Annotated in this window: 1 pseudogene; it reads left to right on the top strand. The window is 39.0% G+C overall.

What is annotated here, in order from left to right:
- Positions 1–494: 494 nt before the first annotated feature.
- Positions 495–667 (top strand): annotated as a pseudogene (locus R7040_RS27025) (chemotaxis protein CheV); the annotation flags it as partial.

Raw genomic sequence — 667 nt, 5'->3', positions numbered from 1 at the left:
TAAGAAACGGGTCAAGTATAGGGTTGTTTTTAAACTGACTCTAAATTATTGATATCTAATGTTTTGTTGTAGTTGTGAGGCTTTTCTTACATCAAAATAGGAAGCCAATAAGGGAGAGGTTGCTGCACTACACTCGATAGCTGCGTTTCAAATTTCTTCATGTTAGAAATGAGTGGCATTTTATTGCTATCTTCTGAGTTGTAACTTTGCTTGTGGCATAAAGCATTCGCTCAAATTATTCCTAAACTTTTCAGTGTTATGGCCGCTATAGAACGTAACGAAGGCGGGAGAGTAGAATCTCTACCGAAGTCTTGTTCAAAATTGAGACATATTTTCACTGTTTGAGATGGAAGTGTGCAGTAATCGTCCTTTTGAAGGTTTACAAACACAGTCGTAAAGACTAAAAAGGACGCTCGGATTTTTTGCCGTAGGAAGAAGTTCTTTACGGTATTGCATCAAGCCTTTTCTTGACGCGTTTTTTGGATATTGGGTCTATGAGTAACGTAACCAGCACCATTTTGACTGAAAGTGGTACCAATGAACTCGAAATTATTGAGTTTCACCTAGAAAAACAATTGCCAGACGGCAGCACCAAAACCTGTTATTACGGTATTAACGTTGCCAAAGTACGTGAAGTGATTCGCGTGCCTGAGACGACAGATTATCC

The sequence above is a fragment of the Vibrio sp. 1069 genome, assembly GCF_033340555.1.
This window is presented reverse-complemented; position numbering and strand designations above follow the sequence as displayed.